We start from the raw sequence: 18,218 nt of genomic DNA, 5'->3' as shown, positions 1-18,218 counted from the left end.
GCCCCCGCCCGGCCGCTCCGAAGGGGGCTCGCACCGCAGTGCGCAGCACGGAGGTTGCCCTATGAGCGTCGAGCGAGCCGGCCTGTTCGAAGGCGAAGACCACGCCTGGCGCTGCCGCTGGTGCGCCGCGACGCCGCTCTACCAGCGCTACCACGACGGCGAATGGGGCTTCCCGGTCACGGACGACCGGCGCCTGTTCGAGAAGCTGTGCCTCGAGGGCTTCCAGGCCGGCTTGAGCTGGCTCACGATCCTGAACAAGCGCGAGGCCTTCCGCCGCGGTTTCGCCGATTTCGATGCCGAGCAGATGGCCCGTTTCGGACCGAAGGACGTCGAGCGGCTGCTGGCCGACGCCGGCATCGTGCGCCATCGCGGCAAGATCGAGTCGGCGATCAACAACGCCCACCGCGTGATCGAACTGCGCCGGGAGTTCGGTTCGCTGGCGGCCTACGCCTGGCGCTTCGAGCCCGATCCGGCCTCGCGGCCGAAGCGGATCACGCACGCGGCCCTGCAGAGCTTCACGACCTCGGCCGAATCGATCGCGATGTCGAAGGACCTGAAGAAGCGCGGCTGGAGCTTCGTCGGCCCGACCACGGTCTATGCCTTCATGCAGGCCATGGGACTGGTCAACGACCACATCGAGGGCTGCCACGCGCGCGACCTGGCGCTGAAGGCCCGCACCAAGCTCAAAGTCCCGCGCTAGGCAGCTTGCGGCCCGGTCACCTTCCGGTGGCTGATCCGGCCCTGGCTGTCGACGCTTTCGAGGTGGACGTCGAAACCCCACAGCCGCGCCACGTGCTTGAGCACCTCGGAGGCGTTGTCGTGCAGCGGGCGGTTGTTGTGCTGGGTGTGGCGCAGCGTCAGCGCGCGGTCCCCGCGCAGGTTCACGCTCCAGACCTGGATGTTGGGCTCGCGGTGGTTCAGGTCGTACTGGCGCGACAGGGATTCGCGCACTTGCCGGTAGCCGCTGTCGTCGTGGATGGCGGAAACCTCGAGCTCGGGTTCGCTTTCCTGGTCGCGGACCGTGAAAAAGCGGAAATCGCGCATCAATTTCGGCGACAGGAATTGTCCGATGAAGCTCTCGTCCTTGAAATTGCGCATGGCGTAATCGAGCGAAGTCAGCCAATTGGAGCCCGCCAGGTCGGGGAACCAGCGCTGGTCTTCCTCGGTCGGCTTTTCGCAGATGCGCCGCAGGTCGGTGAACATCGCGAAACCCAGCGCATAGGGATTGATGCCGCTGTAGGCGCGATGCCCGACCGGCGGCTGGAACACCACGTTGGTGTGCGACTGCAGCCACTCCATCATGAAGCCGTCGGCCAGCAGGCCTTCGTCATAGAGCGTGTTGAGCAGGGTGTAGTGCCAGAAGGTGGCCCAGCCCTCGTTCATGACCTGGGTCTGGCGCTGCGGATAGAAGTACTGCCCGATTTTGCGCACGATGCGCACCACTTCGCGTTGCCAGGGGTCCAACAATGGTGCATTTTTCTCGATGAAGTAGAGCAGGTTCTCCTGGGGCTCGGCGGGGAAGCGCCTGGAGGCCTCTTCGTCTTCCGACGTTCGGCCGGCCTTGCGCGGCAGGGTGCGCCACAAGTCGTTGACCTGCTGCTGCAGATGGTGCTCGCGCTCCTCGCGCCTTGCCTGCTCCTGGCTCAGCGACAGGCGCTGCGGCCGGCGGTAGCGGTCGACGCCGTGGTTCATGAGTGCGTGGCAGGAATCGAGCAGGTCCTCGACCGCCCCGACGCCGTGGCGCTCCTCGCACTCGCTGATGTACTTTCGGGCATAGACCAGGTAGTCGATGATCGACGACGCGTCGGTCCACATCTTGAACAGGTAGTTGCCCTTGAAGAAGCTGTTGTGGCCGTAGGCCGCATGGGCGATCACCAGGGCCTGCATGGCCATGGTGTTTTCTTCCATGAGGTAGGCGATGCAGGGATCGGAGTTGATCACGATCTCGTAGGCCAGCCCCATGTGGCCGCGGCGGTAGTTCTTCTCGGTGGCGATGAACTGCTTGCCGTAGGACCAGTGGCGGTAGATGACCGGCATGCCGACCGAGGCATAGGCGTCCATCATCTGCTCGGCCGTGATGATCTCGAGCTGGTTGGCATAGGTGTCGAGCTTGTAGCCCTTGGCCACCCGGGCGATCTCGGTGTGGTACTGCTCGATCAGCTCGAAGGTCCAGTCCGACGGACTGGGCAATGGCGTCCGTGTCTTCGTGGTCTCGTTCACGCCGGCCCCCTCTCTTTCTTGAACAGGTCGCGGAACACCGGGTAGATGTCCTGCGCGTCGCTGACCTTGCGCATGGCGAAATTCTTGTGGGATTCGGCCAGTTGCGAGTACTCCTCCCACATGTTCTGCTCGGCCTCGGCCACCTGCACGTAGGCGTAGTAGCGCACCAGCGGCAGCAGGTGGTCGGCCAGCAGCTCGCGGCAGCGGCCCGAGTCCTGGTGCCAGTTGTCGCCGTCGCTGGCCTGGGCGCCGTAGATGTTCCATTCGCCGCTCGGGTAGCGGGCCCGCACGATGTCGAGCATCAAGGTCAGGGCGCTCGAGACCACGGTGCCGCCGGTCTCGGTGGCATGGAAGAATTCTTCCTCGGTGACCTCGGAGGCCTGGGTGTGGTGGCGGATGAAGACCAGGTCGATCTTCTCGTAGTGCCGCGTCAGGAACATGTAGAGCAGCATGAAGAAGCGCTTCGACATGTCCTTGCGGGCCTCGTCCATCGAGCCCGAGACGTCCATCAGGCAGAACATCACGGCCTTGGCGGAGGGCACCGGCACCTTGACCCGGTTGCGGTAGCGCAGGTCGATCGGGTCGAGGAATGGCACGTGCTTGGCCTTGCTGCGCAGCTCCTCGAGCTTGGCCTCGGTCTCGCGGATCTCGCGCTGCACCATGGCATCGGCCACGCGCGGGCTGCGCTGCAGGTGCAGCAGGTGGGCTTCGAGCTCGCGGATCTCGCGCCGCGAGTCGCCGCCCAGCGCGATGCGCCGGGCCAGTGCGCCGCGCATCGAGCGCACCACGTGCAGGTTGCTCGGGTTGCCGTCGCTCACGAAGCCGGCCCGGTGGCTCTTCCACTCGGGCACCTCGGCCAGCTGGGTGCGGATCAGGTGGGGCAGGGCGAGGTCCTCGAAGAAGACCCGCATGAACTCTTCCTTGGTCAGGCTGAAGACGAAATCGTCCTCGCCGCCTTCGCCGTCGCCGGCCTGCGAGCCCTTGCCCGCGCCGCCGCCGCCCTGCGGCCGCTCGATGCGATCGCCCTTGACGTACTCCTTGTTGCCCGGATGCACGTACTCGCGGTCGCCGCCCTGGCCGTGGCCGAACACGGGCTCGGAGACATCGCGCTTGGGCAGCGTGATGTCCTCGCCCTGTTCGAGGTCGCGGATGCCGCGGCCGCTGACGGCGCGGCGCACGGCCTCGCCGATCTGCTCGCGGTAGCGTCGCAGGAAACGTTCGCGGTTGCCGATGGACTTGTTCTTGCCTGACAACCGGCGGTCGATGATCTGCTGCAGCATGGCCACGGACAGAACTCCTTCAGTTCATCATGAACTCTTGCGAACCCGCAAATACCACTCGCACAGCAGGCGGACCTGCTTGGCCGTATAGCCCTTCTGGACCATGCGGTTGACGAAGTCTTCGTGCTTCTTCATCTCGTCGGCGCTGCTCTTGGCGTTGAAGCTGATGACCGGCAGCAGTTCCTCGGTGTTCGAGAACATCTTCTTCTCGATCACGGTGCGCAGCTTCTCGTAGCTGGTCCACAGCGGGTTCTTGCCCGCGTTGCCGGCCCGCGCGCGCAGCACGAAGTTGACGATCTCGTTGCGGAAGTCCTTCGGGTTGCTGATGCCCGCGGGCTTCTCGATCTTCTCGAGCTCGGCGTTGAGCGAGCCGCGGTCGAAGACCTCGCCGGTGTCCTGGTCGCGGTACTCCTGGTCCTGGATCCAGTAGTCGGCGTAGGTGACGTAGCGGTCGAAGATGTTCTGGCCGTACTCCGAGTAGCTTTCCAGGTACGCGGTCTGGATCTCCTTGCCGATGAATTCCGCATAGCGCGGCGCCATCAGCTCCTTGATGTACGAGAGGTACTTCTGCTCGGTCTCGGGCGCGAACTGCTCGCGCTCGATCTGCTGTTCGAGCACGTACATCAGGTGCACCGGATTGGCCGCCACCTCGCTGCTGTCGAAGTTGAAGACCTTCGAGATGATCTTGAAGGCGAAGCGGGTCGAGGTCCCGCTCATGCCTTCGTCGACACCCGCGTAGTCGCGGTACTCCTGCATCGACTTGGCCTTGGGGTCGGTGTCCTTGAGGTTGTCGCCGTCGTAGATCTGCATCTTGCTGAAGATGCTGGAGTTCTCGGGTTCCTTGAGCCGCGTGAGCACCGAGAACTGGGCCATCATGCGCAAGGTTCCAGGCGCGCAGGGCGCCGCCGAGAGCGACGAGTTGCGCACCAGCTTCTCGTAGATTTTGATCTCCTCGGAGACCCGCAGGCAGTAGGGCACCTTGACGATGTAGATCCGGTCGAGGAAGGCCTCGTTGTTCTTGTTGTTGCGGAAGGCCTTCCATTCGCTTTCGTTGCTGTGCGCCAGCACGATGCCGTCGAACGGGATGGCGCCGAAGCCTTCGGTGCCCTTGAAGTTGCCTTCCTGGGTGGCGGTCAGCAGCGGGTGCAGCACCTTGATCGGCGCCTTGAACATTTCCACGAACTCCAGCAGGCCCTGGTTCGCCAAGCACAGGCCGCCCGAGTAGGCATAGGCGTCCGGGTCGTCCTGCGCGTAGTCCTCGAGCTTGCGGATGTCGATCTTGCCGACCAGCGAGGAGATGTCCTGGTTGTTCTCGTCGCCCGGCTCGGTCTTGGCGACCGCGATCTGGCGCAGCACCGAGGGGTAGCGCTTGACGACCTGGAACTGGCGGATGTCGCCGCCGAACTCTTCGAGCCGCTTGACCGCCCAGGGCGACAGGATCCGTTGCAGGTAGCGCCTCGGAATGCCGTATTCCTTTTCGAGGATCTCGCCGTCCTCGGCCGCGTCGAACAGGCCCAGCGGGGTTTCGTTCACGGGCGAGCCCTTGATCGAATAGAAGGGCACGTGCTCCATGAGCTGCTTCAGGCGCTCGGCGATCGAGCTCTTGCCGCCGCCGACCGGGCCCAGCAGATACAGGATCTGCTTCTTTTCTTCCAGCCCCTGGGCGCCGTGGCGGAAGTAGGACACCACCTGCTCGATGGCGTCTTCCATGCCGTAGAACTCGCGGAAGGCCGGGTAGATCTTGATGACCTTGTTGGCGAAGATGCGCGAGAGCCGGGGGTCGTTGCGCGTGTCCACCAGTTCGGGCTCGCCGATCGCCTTGAGCATCCGCTCGGCGGCCGTGGCGTAGGCCAGAGGCTCCCGTTTGCAGATCTCCAGGTATTCCTGAAGGGACAAGACCTCTTCGCGCGTGCGCTCATATCGCGCTGCGAAGTTGCTGATGACATCCACCATAGACACCTCCATCGAGTCAGCCGGGCGCTGCCCGGGAAATCCGTGCCGCACACGTCGCATCGTTCTTCGCAGGAATGGTGCCAGGTGATGTGTGCACGCTGTGGAAAAAACCCTCGGGCATGAACTTGTTCAAAGCATAGAACAAACGACGCTTCGAGCAAATTGCTTTTGAAATAAGAATTTGATCGTTGCAAAAAAGTTCCAGCGGAAAGCGGCAGCAATTGGCGAAACCGCCTCCGGCTGCAGCAGCCACCGAACACATGCTACGAGCATGCGGCGATTCGTGCACGGCACGGCCGTGGGCCGGCTTCGCCAGGGCTTGTAGGTTGGGTGCAGGTGCCGGGATCATCTGTTTCCGATCCAACGCCGGTCGCGCCGCCGGCGCCTACAGGAATACGCGGACAACAAAAAAGCGGCCCGAAGGCCGCTTGGATATTGCCGGCGCCGGTGCGCCGGTCGGCGCTGCCGGCGCAATGCGCTAGCTGAAGAATTCCTTGGCTTTGTCGAACCAGCCCTTGTCGGTCGGGCTGTGCTTGTCGCCGCCCTTCTTGAGCGACTCGTCGAGCTCCTTCATGAGCTTGCGCTGGTGCTCGGTCAGCTTGACCGGGGTCTCGACCCGCACATGGCAGTACAGGTCGCCCGGGTAGCTCGAGCGCACGCCCTTGATGCCCTTGCCGCGCAGCCGGAACTGCTTGCCGCTCTGGGTGCCGTCGGGGATGTCGATCGCCGCCGCGCCCTTGAGCGTCGGCACGTTGATCTCGCCGCCGAGCGCCGCCGTGGTGATGCTGACCGGGACCACGCAATGCAGGTCGTCGCCGTCGCGCTCGAACAACTCGTGCTTCTTGAGCCTGATCTCTATATAGAGGTCGCCGGGCGGGCCGCCGTTGGTGCCGGGCTCGCCGTTGCCGGTGCTGCGGATGCGCATGCCGTCGTCGATGCCCGCCGGGATCTTGACTTCGAGCGTCTTGTTGTTCTTGATCTTGCCCTGGCCGTGGCAGGTCGCGCAGGGCTCGGGAATGATCTTGCCCGAGCCGTGGCAGGTCGGGCAGGTCTGCTGGACGCTGAAGAAGCCCTGGCGCATCTGGACCGCGCCCTGGCCGTGGCAGGTGGTGCAGGTGATCGGCTTGGTGCCGGGCTTGGCGCCGGAGCCCTTGCAGGTGTCGCAGTCGTCCCAGCTCGGGATCCGGATCTGGGCGTCCTTGCCCTCGGCCGCTTCCTCGAGCGTGACTTCCATCGCGTAGCTGAGGTCGCTGCCGCGGAACACCTGCCGCCCGCCGCCCTGGCGACCGCCCCGGGCGCCGCCAAAGACGTCGCCGAAGATGTCGCCGAAGGCCTCGGCGAAGCCGCCGAAGCCCTCCGCGCCCGGGCCGCCGCGCATGTTCGGGTCGACGCCGGCGTGCCCGTACTGGTCGTAGGCGGCCCGCTTCTGGCTGTCCGACAGCATTTCGTAGGCTTCCTTGACCTCCTTGAACTTGGCCTCGGATTCCTTGCCGGTGTCGCCGTGGTTGCGGTCGGGGTGGTGCTTCATCGCAAGCTTGCGATAAGCCTTCTTGATTTCCTCCTCGCTCGCGTTCTTGGGAACGCCGAGGGTTTCGTAGTAGTCGCGTTTGGTGGCCATGGTCGGGGGGTCGGTGGCGAAATCGGGGGGCAGAAAGCGGAAAAGGCCGGACCGCCTTGCCAGGGGGTCCAGCCTCGTTCAGGGTGTGAAGATCAGCCCTTCTTGACTTCCTTGACCTCGGCGTCGACCACGTTGTCGTCCGCCGGGGCGCTTGCAGCTTCCGGGCCAGCGCCGCCTGCCGCGGCACCGGCCGCGCCGGCGGCCGCCTGCGCGTCGGCGTACATCTTCTCGCCGAGCTTCTGGCTGGCGGTCATCAGCGTGTTGGTCTTGTCGTCGATCGCGGCCTTGTCGTCGCCCTTCAGGGCTTCTTCCACGTCCTTGATCGCGGCTTCGATCTTTTCCTTCTCGCCGGCGTCCAGGCTGGCGCCGTGCTCGCCGAGCGATTTCTTGACGCTGTGCACCATGGCTTCGCCCTGGTTGCGGGCCTGGGCCAGCTCGACCTTCTTCTTGTCGTCGGCCGCGTTCAGCTCGGCGTCCTTGACCATCTTCTGGATCTCGTCCTCGGACAGGCCCGAATTCGCCTTGATGGTGATCTTGTTTTCCTTGCCGGTGCCCTTGTCCTTGGCGCCGACGTGCAGGATGCCGTTGGCGTCGATGTCGAAGCTGACCTCGATCTGGGGCGTGCCGCGCGAGGCCGGCGGGATGCCCTCGAGGTTGAATTCGCCGAGCAGCTTGTTGCCCGAGGCGATCTCGCGCTCGCCCTGGAACACCTTGATCGTCACGGCCGGCTGGTTGTCTTCCGCGGTCGAGAAGGTCTGCGCGAACTTGGTCGGGATCGTGGTGTTCTTGGTGATCATCTTGGTCATCACGCCGCCCATCGTCTCGATGCCGAGCGACAGTGGGGTGACGTCCAGCAGCAGCACGTCCTTGCGGTCGCCCGACAGCACCTGGCCCTGGATGGCGGCGCCGACGGCCACGGCTTCATCGGGGTTGACGTCCTTGCGCGGCTCCTTGCCGAAGAACTCCTTGACCTTTTCCTGCACCTTGGGCATGCGGGTCATGCCGCCGACCAGGATCACGTCGCTGATGTCGGTCACGCTGACGCCGGCATCCTTGATGGCGGTGCGGCAGGGGGCGATGGTGCGCTCGATCAGCTCGTCGACCAGGCTTTCGAGCTTGGCGCGGGTGAGCTTGATGTTCAGGTGCTTCGGGCCCGAGGCATCGGCGGTGACGTAGGGCAGGTTGATGTCGGTGGCGGCGCCGTTCGACAGCTCGATCTTGGCCTTTTCGGCGGCTTCCTTGAGGCGCTGCAGGGCCAGCACGTCCTTGCTCAGGTCGACGCCCTGGTCCTTCTTGAACTCGGAAATGATGTAGTCGATGATGCGCTGGTCGAAGTCCTCGCCGCCCAGGAAGGTGTCGCCGTTGGTCGACAGCACTTCGAACTGTTTTTCGCCGTCGACGTCGGCGATCTCGATGATCGAAATGTCGAAGGTGCCGCCGCCGAGGTCGTAGACGGCGATCTTGCGGTCGCGCTTGTCCTGCTTGTCGAGGCCGAAGGCCAGCGCCGCCGCCGTCGGTTCGTTGATGATGCGCTTGACGTCGAGGCCGGCGATGCGGCCGGCGTCCTTGGTGGCTTGGCGCTGGCTGTCGTTGAAGTAGGCGGGCACCGTGATCACGGCCTCGGTGACCGGCTCGCCGAGGTAGTCTTCGGCGGTCTTCTTCATCTTGCGCAGGATCTCGGCGCTGATCTGCTGCGGTGCGAGCTTCTTGCCGCGCACTTCGACCCAGGCGTCGCCGTTGTCGGCCTTGGTGATGCTGTAGGGCATCAGGTCGATGTCCTTCTGGACTTCCTTTTCCTCGAACTTGCGGCCGATCAGGCGCTTCACGGCGTAGATCGTGTTCTTGGGGTTGGTGACCGCCTGGCGCTTGGCGGAGGCACCGACCAGTACTTCGCCGTCTTCCTGGTAGGCCACGATCGAAGGCGTCGTGCGCGCGCCTTCCGAGTTCTCGATCACTCGCGTGGTGTTGCCTTCCATGATCGACACGCACGAGTTGGTGGTGCCGAGGTCGATACCGATGATTTTGGCCATGTTTTTTCTCCTGGACTTTCGAAAATTAAGTTGTTGTGAACTTGTGGATAACCCGCGTCGATTCAAGGGATGGGACGGGGATTTCCTGTGGGTTTCTTGTGGTTTCTCAACCCGGGCTGCTGACCGTCACCAGGGCCGGGCGCAGCACGCGCTCGGCGATCGTGTAGCCCTTCTGGAGGACGCTGGCGATGGTGTTGGGCTCCTGGCCCGGCACCGGCACGACCGAGATGGCCTGGTGCTGGTGCGGGTCGAACTTGCTGCCGGCCGGGGGCGCGATCTCGATCACCTTGTTGCGCTCGAGGGCGCTCTTCAGCTGGCGCAGGGTGGCTTCGGTGCCTTCGCGCAGGTGCTCGACCGTGGCGTCGGGGATCGCCAGCCCGGCTTCGAGGCTGTCGAGCACCGGCAGCAGGCTCTCGGCAAAGCCTTCGATCGCGAACTTGCGGCCCTTGGTGATCTCGTCGTCGGCCCGGCGGCGGGCGTTCTGGACGTCGGCCTGGGCGCGCAGGAACTGGTCGGCGAGGTCGGCATTCTTGGCCTGCAGCGCGGCGATCTCGGCCTGGGCCGCCGCCAGCGCGTCGGCCTCGTTGGCCGCCTGGGCGGCCTCGAGCTCTTCGGGGCTGGGCTCGCCTTGCAGGGTGTCGGGATGAATGGGGGTGTTTTGCGGGTCAGACATGCTCAAAAAGCCGGCTGCCATGCCGGAATTCAGTGAAAAACGAACAATAGCCAGCCATTTGGGGCTGTCCAGGTGGTTTTCAAGACAAAAAATGCGCCCGAAGGCGCATTCTGGGGACTGAGGGAGCGCCGGGGATGAAGCCGGCGCCGGGCCGCCCCAAGGCGGCTTGCGGCCCCCTCGGGGGGCAGCGACACACGCAGTGAGGAGCGTGGGGGCCAGTCAGTGCGCGTCGAGCAGTTCGACGTCGAACTTGAGGGTCGCGTTCGGCGGGATCACGCCGCCGGCGCCGCGGGCGCCGTAGCCCAGCGCCGCCGGGATGATCAGGGTGCGCTTGCCGCCGATCTTCATGCCGGCGACGCCTTCGTCCCAGCCCTTGATGACCTGGCCGGCGCCGAGCGAGAAGGCGAAGGGGTCGTTGCGGTCGCGGCTGGAGTCGAACTTGGCGCCCTGGACGCCGTCGTTGTAGAGCCAGCCCGTGTAGTGCACATGCACGTGGTGGCCGGCCTTGGCTTCGGCGCCTTCGCCGACCGTGGTGTCTTCGTACTGCAGGCCGGAGGAAGTGGTGGGCATGGTGCGCTCCTTCAGGATTTGGAAAAGGTTGGAAAACCGCGCAGTTTAACGACCTGGCAAGCGGCTACGGCGTCGGCGGCGGCGCCGTCTTCTTGACCTGGGTCTGCTGCCACTTGCCCGCAAAGGCCTGCAGGTCCGACAGCCGCTTGAGCAGGTCCTGGCCGCTCAGGGTCAGGCTGTAGCCTTCGCTGCCGTGGTTCACGAGGCCGGCTTCGCGAAGTTCCTTGATGCGGGTGTTCAGGGTGTTCGGCGTGATGCTGCCGACGCTGTCCTGCAGCAGGCGGAAGGTCTGGGCGTGGCCGTCCCGGAGGGCCCAGAGGACGCGCAGCGCATAGCGGGCTTCCAGCAGCGCCAGCAATTGGCTGACGGCCGCGTTTTCCTTGCTGCTCATCGATTTCATCTCCTCGGGGCGCCGTGGTTCTTGTGTGGGTCTGGGAGCACCCGGAATCGGGCGAGGACTATATCCCAGATGGCGCTCTGCTACAAGTTTTATAGCTGTATCCACAAGCCGGCTGCGGCTCGCGGGATCGCGGCTTCAGTCTGCCCGGTATTCGGCCATGGCTTCGCCGAGCCGCACCGGCCGCCCCGGCGCCCACGCGGGCGTGAAGGCCAGCGGCGGTGCCGGAAACAGCATCACCACCGTGGAGCCGAGCAGGAAGCGCCCCATTTCCTCGCCTTGGCGCAGCACGACCTGCTGGTCGTCGTAGCGCCATTCGCGCACCTCGCCGCCGCGCGGCGGATTGACCACGCCGTGCCAGACGGTGGCCATGCTGCCGACGATGGTGGCGCCCACCAGCACCAGGACGAAGGGGCCGCGCGCGGTCTCGAACACGCACACCACGCGCTCGTTGCGTGCGAACAGGCCGGGCACGCCGCGCGCGGTGGTCGGGTTGACCGAAAACAGGTCGCCCGGCACATAGATCATGCGCAGCAGCCGAGCGTCGCAGGGCATGTGGATGCGGTGGTAGTCCTTCGGGCTCAGGTAGAGCGTGGCGAAGCTGCCGTGCGCGAATCGGGCCGCCAGGGCGGCGTCGCCGCCGACCAGCGCGGTGGTGGAGTAGCGGTGGCCCTTGGCCTGGAAGATCTGGTCGCCCTCGATGGCGCCGAACTGGCTGATCGCGCCATCCACCGGCGAGACCAGGTCGGCGGCGGCGATCGGCCGCGCGCCGGGCTTGAGGGCGCGGGTGAAGAAGTCGTTGAAGCTGCGGTAGCTCGCGATGTCGCTGGCCAGCGCCTCGCCCATGTCGACGCCGTACTTGGCGACGAAGCGGCGGATGATCCAGGTCGTGACCGACCCGCGTTCCTTGCCCGCCACCCAGCCGGCGAAGGAGGTCAGCGCCTGCTTGGGGAACAGGTATTGGGGCAGAACGGGCAGGCGGTCGGACAAGGCGAAATCCCAGGAAAACGGTAGGCGATTCTATCGACCGCCCTGCTTGCGTTTCGCAGGACAAGGCCGACGCCGGGCCGCCCCAAGGCGGCCTGCGGCCCCCTTGGGGGGCAGCGACCCACACGCAGTGGGGGAGCGTGGGGGTCAGCTATTCGGCCTTGATGTTTGCAGCCTTGATCACTTGGGCCCATTTGTCGACTTCGGACTTCTGGAAGGCCGCGATCTGGACAGTCGTCATGTCCGCCGGCTCCATGCCGAAGCCTTTCAGCTTCTCCTGCATCTCGGGCTGGGCCAGGATCTTGCGGATCTCGTCGTGCAGGCGATCGACGATCGGCGCCGGCGTGCCGGCCGGCACGAAGATCGCCTGCCAGGACACCACCTCGAAGTCGGCCAGCCCCGGGATGCCCGATTCGGCCACGGTCGGCACGTTCGGCATCGACGCCAGGCGCTTGGCCGAGGTCACGGCCAGGGCGCGCAGCTTGCCGCTTTGTATATGCGGGCCTGCGACCACGGTGGTGTCGAACATCATGTCGACCTGACCGCCGATCACGTCCTGGATCGCCGGGCCGCTGCCCTTGTAGGGCACGTGCGTGAACTTGACGCCCGACTTGAAGGCCATCAGCTCCAGCGCCAGGTGCTGCGAGGTGCCGGTGCCGGCCGAGGCCGAGGACAGCCCGCCCGGCTTGGCGCGGCTGGCGTCGAGCAGGTCCTTCAGCGTCTTGTACGGGCTCGCCTGGTTGACCACCAGCACCACCGGATTGGTGCCGATCAGCGTCACCGGTGCGAAGGACTTCTGCGGGTCGTAGCCGATCTTGGGGTAGAGGCTGACGTTGATGGCGTGCGAACTGATGGTGCCGCCCAGCAGCGTGAAGCCATCCGGCGCCGCCCGCGCCGCGACCTCCGAGCCGATGCTGCCGCCGGCGCCGCCCTTGTTGTCGATGATCACGCTGGTGCCCAGCGCCGGCCCGAGCTTCTGCGCGATCAGGCGGGCCAGCAGGTCGGTGGTGCCGCCGGCCGGGAACGGCACCAGGTAGGTGATCGGCTTGCCGGTCGGCCAGGAAGGCTGGGCCAGCGCGGGCAGGGCCGGCAGGCCGGCGGCGAGCGAGGCGAGGGCGGTGTGGATCAGGGTGCGGCGTTGCATGGGGTCTCCTTCGGCTTCCTGGGTCTCAGGGCTTGATGTTGAGCTTGGCGATCAGGCTCTTGTAATAGGCGTTGTCCCGCGCCAGGGTCTGCTGGAAGGCCGCGCCGTCGGTGTAGACGTAGCCCAGGTTCTGCTTCTCCATGGCCTCGCGCATCATCGGCTCGGCGGCGGTCTTGGCGGTGATCTCGCGCAGCTTGGCCATCACTTCGGGCGGGGTGTTTTTAGGGGCGCCGAGGCCGCGCCAGGTGCCGATCGAGAGGTCGATGCCGCGCTCTCTGGCGGTCGGCACCTTCTCGAAGCCTTTCACCCGCTGGTCGGCCATGACCATCAGCATCTTGAGCTTGCCCGACTGCACGTGGGTCGTGACCTCGGCCGGGCTCACGGCCACGGCCTCGATGTGGCCGCCGAGCAGCGCCAGCACCGCGGGCGCGGCACCCTGGAACGGGATGTGGTTGAACTTCGCGCCGGTCTTGTCTTCGAGGGCCGCGGCCGCCAGGTGCCAGATCGAGCCATTGCCGGAATTGCCCACCCGCACGCCCTCGGGGTCCTTCTTGGCGGCGGCGAGGAATTCCTCGACCGTGCTCCACGGCGCGTCGGCCTTGACCGTGATGGCGGCCGGGTCGGCGTTGAGCTGGGCGATCGGCTGGAAATCGTCGTAGTTGAACTTGGCCAGCCCCAGGTGCGGCAAGGTCAGCAGCTCGACCGTGAGCACCGCGAGCTTGTAGCCATCCGGCTTGGCGTTGATCACCTCGGTCCAGCCGATCGCGCCGCCGGCGCCGGGGCGGTTGATGATCACCATGCTCTGCGCCATGTGCTTGCGGCTGGCGTCGGCGAAGGTGCGCGCCAGGCCATCGGTGCCGCCGCCGGGCTGGTAGGGCACGAGCAGCTCGACGGTGTGGTTGGGGAAGTCGCTTTGCGCCGCGGCGGGGGCGGCCAGGCCCAGGGACAGGGCGGCCGCGGCCGTGAATGCGGCCAGGCCGCGCAGGGTTGCGGTGTTCAAGTGCGTGTCTCCGTTGTTGTTGATCTGTGCGCCCGGGTGGCGGTGGGGGCCTCAGGGCATGTACTGGCCGCCGTTCACCTCGAGGATCTGTCCGGTCACGTAGCCCGACAGCTGCTCGGAAGCGAGGTACAGGAAGGCGCCGACGCAGTCGTCCGGCGCGCCGATGCGGGCCAGCGGAATCGCGGCCTTGAAGGATTCGAGCAGTTGCGGCGTCGAGAAGCGGTCGTGGAAGGGCGTCTGGATCACGCCCGGCGACACGGCATTGACCCGGATCCGGTCGGGCGCCAGTTCCTTCGCCAGGCCGCGCGTCGCCGTGCTGACGAAGCCCTTGGCGCCGGCATAGAGATAGGCGCCCGGGCCGCCGCCGTTGCGCGCCGCGATCGACGACACGTTGACGATGCTGCCGCCGCGCCCCTGGGCGCGCATCAGCGGCACCACCTCGCGGCAGAAGGCGAGCACCGAGCGCGCGTTGATGTGCAGCACCTCGTCGAACACGGCGTCGTCGAAGTCGGCGATCGGCAGCCGCTTGACCAGGCTGCCGGCGTTGTTCACCAGCACGTCGATCGCGCCGAGCCGGTCGCGGGCCTCGCCGACCACCCGGCGGATCGCGGCGCTGTCGCGCACGTCGGCCTGCAGGGCGAAGGCCTCGCCGCCGGCGGCCTGGATGGTGGCGACGACCTGTTCTGCCGCCGCGGTCGAGCTGTTGTAGTGGACGGCCACGCGCATGCCGCGGGCTGCGTAGGCGATGGCGACTGCGGCGCCGATGCCGGTGCTGGCGCCGGTGACGAGGGCAGTGCGGCCCTTGAGGTCTTCCATGGTGCGTGCTCTCCTTGTCTGTGGTCAGTTGGGGACGGAAGGCATCTGATCAGTTGAGGACAGAGCAAAAACTGCTGCGCAGTTTCTTGGTCTGTCCCGCAAGGTCTCAGGTAACCGGCGCCGGATTGAAAAGCACCAGCGCGTTGTGCAGCTTCCACTGCTCCGCCCAGGTCTTCCTGCGGCCGCTGGCCACATCGAGCATCAGCTTGAACAGCTCCCAGCCCACCTCCTCGATGCTGGCCTCGCCGTCGGCGATGCGCCCGGCGTTGACGTCCATCAGGTCGTGCCAGCGGCGCGCCAGGTCGCTGCGCGTGGCGACCTTGATCACCGGCACCTCGGCCAGCCCGTAGGGCGTGCCGCGGCCGGTGGTGAAGACGTGCAGGTTCATGCCCGCGGCCAGCTGCAAGGTGCCGCAGATGAAGTCGCTCGCCGGCGTGGCGGCGTACAGCAGCCCCTTCTGGCGCGCCTTCTCGCCCGGCGCGACCACACCCGAGATCGGCGCGCTGCCGCTCTTGACGATCGAGCCCATCGCCTTCTCCACGATGTTCGAGAGGCCGCCCTTCTTGTTGCCCGGCGTGGTGTTGGCGCTGCGGTCGACCCGCCCGCGCTCGAGGTAGGCGTCGTACCAAGCCATCTCGCGGATCATCGCCTCGGCCACCTCAGGGGTGGTCGCGCGCGAGGTCAGCTGGTCGATGCCGTCGCGCACCTCGGTGACCTCCGAGAACATCACGGTGGCGCCGGCGCGCACCAGCAAGTCGGTGCAGAAACCCACCGCCGGGTTGGCCGTGACGCCCGAGAAGGCGTCGCTGCCGCCGCACTGCACGCCGACCACCAGCTCGCTGGCCGGCACGGTCTCGCGGCGGCGGTCGTTCAGGCGCTCCAGGTGCTCCTCGGCCTGGCGCAGGATCGAGTCCACCATCGACATGAAGCCCACATGGGCCTCGTCCTGCAGGCAGACCACGTCGAGCTTGGCGTCGGCGCTGTCGCCGACATCGGCCACGTTGCGCTCGTCGATCAGGGGAATGGTGCCCGGGGGCATCAGCCGCTCGGGCTGCAGCTTCTCGCAGCCCAGGCTGACGACCATCACCTCGCCGCCGAAGTTCGGATTGAGGCTGATGTTGCGCAGGGTGCGGATCGGGATGACGGCGTCGGGGGCGTCGATGGCCACGCCGCAGCCATAGGAATGTTCGAGCGCCACCACGTCGTCGACGTTGGGAAACCGGGGCAGCAGCTCGGCCTTGATGCGCTGGACCGCGAACTCGGTGACGCCGGCCACGCACTGCACGGTCTGGGTGATGGCCAGGATGTTGCGGGTGCCGACCGAGCCGTCGGGGTTGCGAAAGCCCTCGAAGGTGTAGCCCTCGAGCGGGGGCATGGCGGGCGGCTTGACGGTGGCGATGGGCAGGCCGTCGAGCTCGCGCGCGGCGGGCATCCTCAGGAGCCGCTCGTGCACCCAGCTGCCGGCCGGGATGGGCTTGAGGGCATAGCCGATCGGCACGTCGTAGCGGCGCACCACGCCGCCCTCGGGGATGTCGACCAGCGCCACCTTGTGGGCCTGCGGCACCTTCTCGCGCAGCACGAGGCCCGAGGCGAACACGGTGCCGGCCGCCAGGCCGCCGTCGTTGGCCACGATCGCGACGTTGTCGCGCGCGTGCATGAGGATGGTGAGCGGTGGCTTGACGGCTTCGGACATGGGTGCTCCCTTACTTGACCACCATGAACAGGCTGGGCAGCCAGGTCGAGAAGGCCGGCACGAAGGTGACGACGCCGAGCGCGAAGATCAGCGCGCCATAGAAGGGCCAGATGGTCTTCATCACGGTGCCCACCGACACCCCGCCGATCGCGCAGCCGACGAACTGCGTCGTGCCCACCGGCGGGGTGTTGAGGCCCAGCGCGCAATTGATCAGCATCACGACGCCGAATTGCACCGAGGTCATGCCGTACTGCTGCGCGATCGGCAGGAAGATCGGCGTGCACAGCAGGATGGTCGCCGCCATGTCCAGGAAGGTACCCAGCACGAACAGGATGATGTTGATCAGCAGGAAGATCATCCACGGCGTGGTCGTGACCTGCGACAGCATCTGGCCGGTGAGTTCGGCCACGCCGTAGAGGCTGATCAGATAGCCGAATGTGCTCGAGATGCCGATCAGCAGCAGGATCACGCCCGTGGTGCGGACCGCCTTCGCCGCCGCCTTGATGAAGTGCTCCCACTTCAGCGTGCGGTAGACCAGGATCGTCAGGGCCAGCGCATAGAGCACGGCCACGGCGGCCGATTCGGTCGCGGTGAAGACGCCCGACAGGATGCCGCCGAGGATCAGCACGACGATGAACAGGCCCGGCAGTGCGGCCGCGAACGAGCGGGCCACGATCTGCCAGCCCGGGAAGGTGCCGGCCGGATAGCCGCGCTTGACCGCCACCAGGTAGGCCGCCGCCAGGTTGCTGATGGTCAGCACCGCCGCGGGCAGCAGTGCCGCGAGGATCAGCGCCGCGATCGATACCTTGCCGCCCGCCGCGAGCGAATAGATGATCAGGTTGTGGCTGGTCGGCATCAGCGCGCCGACCAGGGCCGCGTGGGTCGTCACGTTGACCGCGTAGTCGGCGTGATAGCCCTCCTTCTTCATCATCGGGATCATCACGGCGCCCATGGCCGAGACGTCGGCCACGGGCGAGCCCGAGACGCCGCCGAACAAGGTGCAGGCCACCACGTTCGACATGCCCAGGCCGCCGCGCACGTGGCCCACGAGGTTGCGCGCGAAGTTGACGATGCGGTCGGCGATGCCGCCGTAGAGCATCAGCTCGCCGGCGAAGATGAAGAACGGGATCGCGAGGAACGAGAAGATCCCCATGCCGGAGGTCATCTGCTGGAAGCCGACTTCCAGCGGCAGGCCTTCGTAGAGCAGGGTGGACAGGGCCGACAGGCCGATGGAGAACGCCACCGGCACGCCCAGCAGCAGGAAGACCGTGAAGGAGATGCAGAGGATCAGGAGAGGAATGGTCATGGCTCAGCCCCAGGCGGGTTCGACTTCGCGGCCTTGGGCGAGCGCGATGATGTGTTCGATCGAGAACATCACGATGAGGACGCCGGACACTGCGGCCGGCACGTATTTCCAGCCTTCGGAGATCCACAGCGTGGGAAGGCGGTAGCCCCAGACCGACTCGGCCAGCGAGGCGCAGTTCCAGGCCATCGCGGCGCCGAACAGCAGGATCAGGAAGTGGATCAGGAATTCCATCTTGAGGCGCAGCCAGTCGGGCGCCAGCACCAGGAAGGACTCGAGGCCGATGTGGCCCGCATCGCGCACGCCGACGGCGACGCCGAGCATGGTGACGTAGAGCACCAGCAGCAGCGCCAGGCTCTCGGCCCAGGTGGGGGTGTTGTTGAGGACGTAGCGGCCGAACACCTGCCAGCTCACGGCGCAGATCACCGCGACGAGGCCGAAGATGCCCAGCCACATGCAGGCGCGAGCCAGCGTGCGGCAGATTTTCGTATACATGATGATGTGGGTTGGCGACGCCCTCCCGCGTGCGGGGGA

At 66.3% G+C, this 18,218-nt stretch carries 17 protein-coding genes; 1 reads left to right on the top strand and 16 read right to left on the bottom strand.

What is annotated here, in order from left to right; genetic code table 11:
• The first annotated feature begins 61 nt into the window (after positions 1-61).
• On the top strand, positions 62-700 hold the full coding sequence (locus QTI68_RS27260) for a DNA-3-methyladenine glycosylase I (protein WP_286526197.1): 639 nt from the start codon (positions 62-64) through the stop codon (positions 698-700).
• On the opposite strand, the gene QTI68_RS27255 is transcribed toward QTI68_RS27260, so the two are convergent.
• The 16 genes from QTI68_RS27255 to QTI68_RS27180 form a co-directional block, all read right to left on the bottom strand.
• Complete coding sequence (locus tag QTI68_RS27255; RefSeq protein WP_503011749.1) at positions 697-2,313, bottom strand: SpoVR family protein; 1,617 nt, start codon at positions 2,311-2,313, stop codon at positions 697-699. The genes QTI68_RS27260 and QTI68_RS27255 overlap by 4 nt on opposite strands.
• A complete protein-coding gene (locus QTI68_RS27250; protein ID WP_503011748.1) occupies positions 2,217-3,500 on the bottom strand; it encodes a YeaH/YhbH family protein in 1,284 nt (427 codons plus the stop codon). The genes QTI68_RS27255 and QTI68_RS27250 overlap by 97 nt, the downstream gene beginning before the upstream one ends.
• A gap of 27 nt (positions 3,501-3,527) precedes the next feature.
• On the bottom strand, positions 3,528-5,450 hold the full coding sequence (locus QTI68_RS27245) for a PrkA family serine protein kinase (RefSeq protein ID WP_286526450.1): 1,923 nt from the start codon (positions 5,448-5,450) through the stop codon (positions 3,528-3,530).
• Between the two features lie 19 nt (positions 5,451-5,469).
• The gene (locus QTI68_RS27240; RefSeq protein WP_286526191.1) at positions 5,470-5,802 is read right to left on the bottom strand and encodes a hypothetical protein; all 333 of its coding nucleotides are present in this window, start codon (positions 5,800-5,802) and stop codon (positions 5,470-5,472) included.
• Between the two features lie 129 nt (positions 5,803-5,931).
• Positions 5,932-7,071, bottom strand: a complete 1,140-nt coding sequence (gene dnaJ, locus QTI68_RS27235; protein WP_286526189.1) for a molecular chaperone DnaJ — start codon at positions 7,069-7,071, stop codon at positions 5,932-5,934.
• Between the two features lie 92 nt (positions 7,072-7,163).
• On the bottom strand, positions 7,164-9,101 hold the full coding sequence (dnaK, locus tag QTI68_RS27230) for a molecular chaperone DnaK (RefSeq protein WP_286526186.1): 1,938 nt from the start codon (positions 9,099-9,101) through the stop codon (positions 7,164-7,166).
• Between the two features lie 106 nt (positions 9,102-9,207).
• On the bottom strand, positions 9,208-9,774 hold the full coding sequence (gene grpE, locus QTI68_RS27225; protein WP_286526185.1) for a nucleotide exchange factor GrpE: 567 nt from the start codon (positions 9,772-9,774) through the stop codon (positions 9,208-9,210).
• Between the two features lie 219 nt (positions 9,775-9,993).
• The gene (locus QTI68_RS27220) at positions 9,994-10,344 is read right to left on the bottom strand and encodes an FKBP-type peptidyl-prolyl cis-trans isomerase (RefSeq protein WP_286508104.1); all 351 of its coding nucleotides are present in this window, start codon (positions 10,342-10,344) and stop codon (positions 9,994-9,996) included.
• 64 nt (positions 10,345-10,408) lie between these two features.
• Positions 10,409-10,735 carry a winged helix-turn-helix transcriptional regulator gene (locus QTI68_RS27215; protein ID WP_286508103.1) on the bottom strand — a complete coding sequence of 109 codons (327 nt, stop codon included), beginning with the start codon at positions 10,733-10,735 and terminating at the stop codon, positions 10,409-10,411.
• A gap of 144 nt (positions 10,736-10,879) precedes the next feature.
• Positions 10,880-11,731 carry an archaetidylserine decarboxylase gene (gene asd / locus QTI68_RS27210; RefSeq protein ID WP_286526183.1) on the bottom strand — a complete coding sequence of 284 codons (852 nt, stop codon included), beginning with the start codon at positions 11,729-11,731 and terminating at the stop codon, positions 10,880-10,882.
• Between the two features lie 148 nt (positions 11,732-11,879).
• Complete coding sequence (locus QTI68_RS27205) at positions 11,880-12,872, bottom strand: Bug family tripartite tricarboxylate transporter substrate binding protein (RefSeq protein ID WP_286526181.1); 993 nt, start codon at positions 12,870-12,872, stop codon at positions 11,880-11,882.
• A gap of 25 nt (positions 12,873-12,897) precedes the next feature.
• Positions 12,898-13,872: a tripartite tricarboxylate transporter substrate binding protein gene (locus QTI68_RS27200; protein WP_286526178.1), complete on the bottom strand. Its 975-nt coding sequence runs from the start codon at positions 13,870-13,872 to the stop codon at positions 12,898-12,900.
• A gap of 51 nt (positions 13,873-13,923) precedes the next feature.
• A complete protein-coding gene (locus QTI68_RS27195; protein WP_286526176.1) occupies positions 13,924-14,688 on the bottom strand; it encodes an SDR family NAD(P)-dependent oxidoreductase in 765 nt (254 codons plus the stop codon).
• Between the two features lie 106 nt (positions 14,689-14,794).
• Positions 14,795-16,381 (bottom strand): galactarate dehydratase, encoded by a 1,587-nt coding sequence (gene garD / locus QTI68_RS27190; RefSeq protein ID WP_286526174.1) that lies wholly within the window; start codon positions 16,379-16,381, stop codon positions 14,795-14,797.
• Positions 16,382-16,391: 10 nt separating this feature from the next.
• On the bottom strand, positions 16,392-17,687 hold the full coding sequence (locus tag QTI68_RS27185; RefSeq protein WP_286526172.1) for a TRAP transporter large permease: 1,296 nt from the start codon (positions 17,685-17,687) through the stop codon (positions 16,392-16,394).
• A 3-nt stretch (positions 17,688-17,690) separates the two neighbouring features.
• A complete protein-coding gene (locus tag QTI68_RS27180) occupies positions 17,691-18,179 on the bottom strand; it encodes a TRAP transporter small permease (protein WP_286371336.1) in 489 nt (162 codons plus the stop codon).
• Between the last annotated feature and the right edge of the window lie 39 nt (positions 18,180-18,218).

This window comes from Variovorax sp. J31P207 (assembly GCF_030316965.1).
In the GTDB taxonomy this organism is placed as follows: Bacteria; Pseudomonadota; Gammaproteobacteria; order Burkholderiales; family Burkholderiaceae_C; genus Variovorax; species Variovorax ginsengisoli_B.
The sequence above is the reverse complement of the archived record's forward strand: the minus strand, read 5'-3'. Positions and strand labels throughout refer to the sequence as shown.

Bases quoted from the DNA above. Each gene is read 5' to 3' on its own strand.
- QTI68_RS27205 (WP_286526181.1), bottom strand. From the start codon at position 12,872: ATGCAACGCCGCACCCTGATCCACACCGCCCTCGCCTCGCTCGCCGCC.
- QTI68_RS27240 (WP_286526191.1), bottom strand. From the start codon at position 5,802: ATGATCCCGGCACCTGCACCCAACCTACAAGCCCTGGCGAAGCCGGCC.
- QTI68_RS27185 (WP_286526172.1), bottom strand. From the start codon at position 17,687: ATGACCATTCCTCTCCTGATCCTCTGCATCTCCTTCACGGTCTTCCTG.
- QTI68_RS27260 (WP_286526197.1), top strand. From the start codon at position 62: ATGAGCGTCGAGCGAGCCGGCCTGTTCGAAGGCGAAGACCACGCCTGG.
- QTI68_RS27250 (WP_503011748.1), bottom strand. From the start codon at position 3,500: ATGCTGCAGCAGATCATCGACCGCCGGTTGTCAGGCAAGAACAAGTCC.
- QTI68_RS27220 (WP_286508104.1), bottom strand. From the start codon at position 10,344: ATGCCCACCACTTCCTCCGGCCTGCAGTACGAAGACACCACGGTCGGC.
- QTI68_RS27195 (WP_286526176.1), bottom strand. From the start codon at position 14,688: ATGGAAGACCTCAAGGGCCGCACTGCCCTCGTCACCGGCGCCAGCACC.
- dnaJ (WP_286526189.1), bottom strand. From the start codon at position 7,071: ATGGCCACCAAACGCGACTACTACGAAACCCTCGGCGTTCCCAAGAAC.
- garD (WP_286526174.1), bottom strand. From the start codon at position 16,381: ATGTCCGAAGCCGTCAAGCCACCGCTCACCATCCTCATGCACGCGCGC.
- QTI68_RS27215 (WP_286508103.1), bottom strand. From the start codon at position 10,735: ATGAGCAGCAAGGAAAACGCGGCCGTCAGCCAATTGCTGGCGCTGCTG.
- grpE (WP_286526185.1), bottom strand. From the start codon at position 9,774: ATGTCTGACCCGCAAAACACCCCCATTCATCCCGACACCCTGCAAGGC.
- dnaK (WP_286526186.1), bottom strand. From the start codon at position 9,101: ATGGCCAAAATCATCGGTATCGACCTCGGCACCACCAACTCGTGCGTG.
- QTI68_RS27180 (WP_286371336.1), bottom strand. From the start codon at position 18,179: ATGTATACGAAAATCTGCCGCACGCTGGCTCGCGCCTGCATGTGGCTG.